Origin of the sequence: Arsenophonus sp. ENCA (assembly GCF_002287155.1) — a bacterium.
Taxonomy (GTDB): domain Bacteria; phylum Pseudomonadota; class Gammaproteobacteria; order Enterobacterales; family Enterobacteriaceae; genus Arsenophonus; species Arsenophonus nilaparvatae.
In genome coordinates this window covers 1-3,849 of sequence record NZ_NHNG01000561.1, presented here as the reverse complement: position 1 = coordinate 3,849, position 3,849 = coordinate 1, and the positions used below count along the sequence as shown (strand labels likewise).

7 protein-coding genes and 2 pseudogenes are annotated in these 3,849 nt (G+C 34.0%); 4 read left to right on the top strand and 5 right to left on the bottom strand.

Features of this window, described 5'->3' with window-relative positions; genetic code table 11:
* Positions 1-225: 225 nt before the first annotated feature.
* Positions 226-714 (top strand): Hsp20 family protein, encoded by a 489-nt coding sequence (locus CBG25_RS14675; RefSeq protein WP_290607550.1) that lies wholly within the window; start codon positions 226-228, stop codon positions 712-714.
* A 53-nt stretch (positions 715-767) separates the two neighbouring features.
* On the opposite strand, the gene CBG25_RS14670 is transcribed toward CBG25_RS14675, so the two are convergent.
* On the bottom strand, positions 768-1,109 hold the full coding sequence (locus CBG25_RS14670; protein WP_290607548.1) for a hypothetical protein: 342 nt from the start codon (positions 1,107-1,109) through the stop codon (positions 768-770).
* Positions 1,110-1,698: 589 nt separating this feature from the next.
* Between CBG25_RS14670 and CBG25_RS14665 the strand changes: the two genes are divergently transcribed.
* The 3 genes from CBG25_RS14665 to CBG25_RS14655 are packed head-to-tail and all read left to right on the top strand — an operon-like array spanning position 1,699 to position 2,448.
* Positions 1,699-1,881 (top strand): transglycosylase SLT domain-containing protein, encoded by a 183-nt coding sequence (locus CBG25_RS14665; RefSeq protein ID WP_290607546.1) that lies wholly within the window; start codon positions 1,699-1,701, stop codon positions 1,879-1,881.
* A 5-nt stretch (positions 1,882-1,886) separates the two neighbouring features.
* Entirely contained in the window at positions 1,887-2,183 is a 297-nt protein-coding gene (locus CBG25_RS14660) for a lytic transglycosylase domain-containing protein (RefSeq protein WP_290607544.1), read from the top strand.
* Positions 2,152-2,448, top strand: a complete 297-nt coding sequence (locus CBG25_RS14655) for a hypothetical protein (RefSeq protein WP_290607542.1) — start codon at positions 2,152-2,154, stop codon at positions 2,446-2,448. The genes CBG25_RS14660 and CBG25_RS14655 overlap by 32 nt, the downstream gene beginning before the upstream one ends.
* Before the next feature lie 33 nt (positions 2,449-2,481).
* Here the strand turns inward: CBG25_RS14655 and CBG25_RS14650 are convergent, their stop codons facing one another.
* The 4 genes and pseudogenes from CBG25_RS14650 to CBG25_RS14635 form a co-directional block, all read right to left on the bottom strand.
* Positions 2,482-2,727 carry a hypothetical protein gene (locus tag CBG25_RS14650; protein WP_290607540.1) on the bottom strand — a complete coding sequence of 82 codons (246 nt, stop codon included), beginning with the start codon at positions 2,725-2,727 and terminating at the stop codon, positions 2,482-2,484.
* Positions 2,717-3,262, bottom strand: a pseudogene (locus tag CBG25_RS14645) (DNA methyltransferase); the annotation flags it as partial. The pseudogene CBG25_RS14645 and the gene CBG25_RS14650, both read right to left, overlap by 11 nt.
* A gap of 142 nt (positions 3,263-3,404) precedes the next feature.
* Positions 3,405-3,512 (bottom strand): annotated as a pseudogene (locus tag CBG25_RS14640) (IS30 family transposase); the annotation flags it as partial.
* A gap of 130 nt (positions 3,513-3,642) precedes the next feature.
* On the bottom strand, positions 3,643-3,849 hold a 207-nt coding region (locus CBG25_RS14635; RefSeq protein WP_290607539.1), incomplete at its 5' end, for a hypothetical protein.

Genomic DNA, 3,849 nt, shown 5'->3' with positions numbered 1-3,849 from the left:
TACAGGTTTCGATCTTGACCAGCGGGTCACCCAACTTGTCGATCGTCTGTTGGTGATACTGGTTTGCAAAGAGGTCATTCTTAATGGCGCTGCGTTTCTTCATGGTGGTTAGCTCAGTAGACCAGCTTCCGATAACTTTATCAGCAAAATCAAACTCGGCTTAGGTTTTTCGAGGTGCCCTAAACAAAGTAATATACGAATCAATAAGCGCAAAAGGAGGACAATATGGCTTATCGTTCTTTTTCTCTTATCCCAATGCTCAATGACAACCTGTTATCCGACCGGTTTACTCAAATGGATAAATTGTTTAGCCGAATAACGGGTGAAAAACCTTTATCAGATGCTCCATCTTATAATTTATACCAAAAAGATAAAGAAAATCTGGAACTCACCGTAGCCGTTCCTGGTTATAAACAAAACGAGTTAGATATATCGGTGCTGAATAATAAGCTGACCATCAGCAGAAAAAGTGAAACAGAGAAAGAAGAAAGTAATCATGATAGCAAAACAGAGAAATGGCTACATAAAGGTATTGAGAAAAAAGGCTTTTCGATGAGTTTTGACCTTGACCATCGCATCAGAATCCAAAATGCCAATTTAGCCGATGGATTGCTAACATTAACTTTTAATTACGAGATACCAGAACAAGAGAAACCACAAAAAATCGCTATTGGGCAGAAATCTCAGCCAGAAGTCATTGAGCATAAAACTTAATTTGATAATGCCCCAAGATTAGGGGCATTATTTTTTAATCATAAAACCACTTTCTATTTTTGGTTAAAAAAATAATTAAGTTTATATTTCATCTCTGATAAATATTTTTGATAATTTTCCTCTGTACCTTGATGTTTAGCTTTATCGATATCACCACGACCACCGAGAAAAATAGTATTTGTAAAGTATTCTGTTTTTAAAACAGATTCAGCAATTAACGCTAATTTATCATCGACAGAAATAGAAGGTGTTTCATTAGAATCTTTATCTATATTTTTTTTCATAATACGAGAGCCTAATTTAAGCATTTCTAATGCAATTGCTGTTCGATTACAGTATGATTTTCCTTCACCATCATTAATCCTTTTTTCAGAAATAGCATCAATAACATCCACAACCTATTTAGGAATACGTACAGTAACTTTATAATCTTCAGGAATCATAATTAATATACCAAATTAAATTTACAAATATTTAAAAAATAATCATGCCATCAATTGCTGCTTTTTGACATCTTTTAATGGCGTAATTATAAAAATAAATTAAAATCAATTAGATAAAATAATGGCAAATACTGGCATATTAAGTAAAAAATCAATTTTTAATGGCAATTGCCATCATATTGTTTTTATTAAAATTTATAATAAATTAACAAAAAAATTAAATAGATATAAAATAAATCCAAAATAGTCTAAATAAATTATTTCATTAAATAACAATTAGTTGGCAAATAAGTATTTTTATGCCATTTTTTAATGTCAAAATTTATAATTATATATAGATAATTTAATAAAAAAATAATATATTTCATATGTTTAAAACAAAATATATATTTTGAGTGTGGTATGTAAGTTAGTAGTAGAAAAAGCGGATTTAAGTAGGTAAAATTGAAAATGATGATTGGGATATCTTTAAAAAATACTTTTGCTTTATAGGGGCGACAATATGCCGAATTGTTCTTACTTTTGAATAACGAGCTTCGGGATGAAAATTAAAAATTTAATGTGGCTATTTTTTCTTGTTATTTCAAAAATATCGCTTGCCGATTTTTTTGATAGAGCAGGAAGTTATTATCAAATAGACCCCGATTATTTAAGAGTGATTGCCAGACAAGAATCCAACTTTAATCCCCATGCAAAAAAAATAAAGATGGTTCACTTGATTTAGGGATTATGCAGATTAATAGCAAAACCTTTAACGCAATTAAAAATGAATACCCTATGTTAACTGAAAATGACTTAATCAATCATCCTTGTTTAAATATTCATATTGGGGCAATGATTTTAACTCGTAACTTTGCTCTCTACGGCAAAAATTGGCTAGCCGTTGGCATGTATAACGCTGGAATGAAAAATACCAATACATCAATTAAAAATCGTTACCACTATGCAAAAAAAATTTATCAACATTATCAGAAAATAAAAACGGGAAAAATGAATGAGAATAAAATTTACGGGTCGCTGGAATAAACAAAGTCTTAAAAATGCGATTTGTGAAGCAATTGAGGAATTACAATTTTATAACATTGAATTTCTCTCCGGCGTTAATCTTTATTTTCATGGGGAAGATATTAATTTTGATAAGATTGAAATTAGGAACGAAAATGATACCCCTGTCATGTTTATTTATGATAATAATATTCCGGTTATAAAACCACGCAAAAGAAAAAAAAGAAAAGCACCCGTCATTAGCCTTGCTGATTTTAAAAGAAATAAATCACGAAAAAATAAATAATAAAAAAACTGGGCGGATATACCGCCCGTTTAATTAATCTTTAAAAGCACTGTCCAACGCAATGACTTGTTGATAAATATCTTGCATTTTCTTTTTAATCGGCTTAATCAGTTGCGCCACTAAACGTTCGGTAAGTTCGTAAGAGTTATATAAATATTTCCGCTCAAACTCGAAAAGTTGGATATAAAACATATCCATTTTATCAACGAGTAAAGCCACATCTTTTCGTAGTACTTCATGACCAAAATAATTCATTTTGATTTCCTCTTTAGGCTGCACGACAAGCACGCAAAGCGGCAATACGTTGTTGACCAATGGCATGATATTCAGCAATAAGCTCAATACCGATGTAACGCCGTCCTGAAAGCGCAGCAGCGATACAGGTAGAGCCAGAACCCGCAAATGGGTCAAGTACAATTGCGTTAGGTTGCGTAAAAGACTCTATGAGCGGTTGTAAGCTACTAACGGGCTTTTGTGTCGGATGATAGATATTGCCTGTATATTGCCATGACTGTACGTCTTTCATTGGCTTGACGGGCATCACTGGACGGCCTTTCGCCAGCAGATAAGCATTTTCGTGGCTGTGCCCCAAAAAACCAGTTTTTGACGCATAACGTTTCTTGAAAACGAGATGACCAACAATCCGGAAGCCGGATTTTTTCCACGCATCAACAAATTTATCAACCCGATTCCAGCCGTAAAAACTAACCATCAGACTATTCGGTTTCAATACGCGAAACATTTGCTGACAGGATGGCAATAGCCATTCGTCATTTTTATCGTTGGCAATTGAGCGCCCTGACCTGTCGGTGTAATCAATCGGCCCATTCCCAGTCGAAACGCAACAAACCCATAAAACGTTATGCAGCCATTAGATGAGCTAAAAATACTTCATTTGGAGAAAAATAGCTCAACGATTTTGGTCCCCGAGTATTAAGTATGTGCTCAAGTTCTGCAATCTCGTTGTCCGTGACTGAGTTGAAGTCCGTTCCTTTTGGGTAAAAACGGCGGATAAGTCCGTTACTGTGTTCATTTAAACCACGCTCCCATGAGTGATGCATATTACCATGCATGCAGATCACCCAATAACATTGATGGAGATCAGCTAATAACATTTAACCAGATAGCTTAATAACATCGATGGAGATCACTTTTGGCCCATTTTGTTATTCGGTGATCTCCATCAATGTTATTCTAATTATCACAGGTGTGTTGAACTGTATTCTTTGCCATATGAGGGTAGAGAATACCTATGCCAACAGTACCTATTTCAATAAGCGTGTTGCTTAATAGTGAAATAAGGGTGTTTCGGTGATTGAAGTAAATTTTACGCTGTTCTGAGATGGAAATTCCAAAGACCTGCGCTAAGGAGTAAGAAGGTATCATCAATAAAGGGTCTAC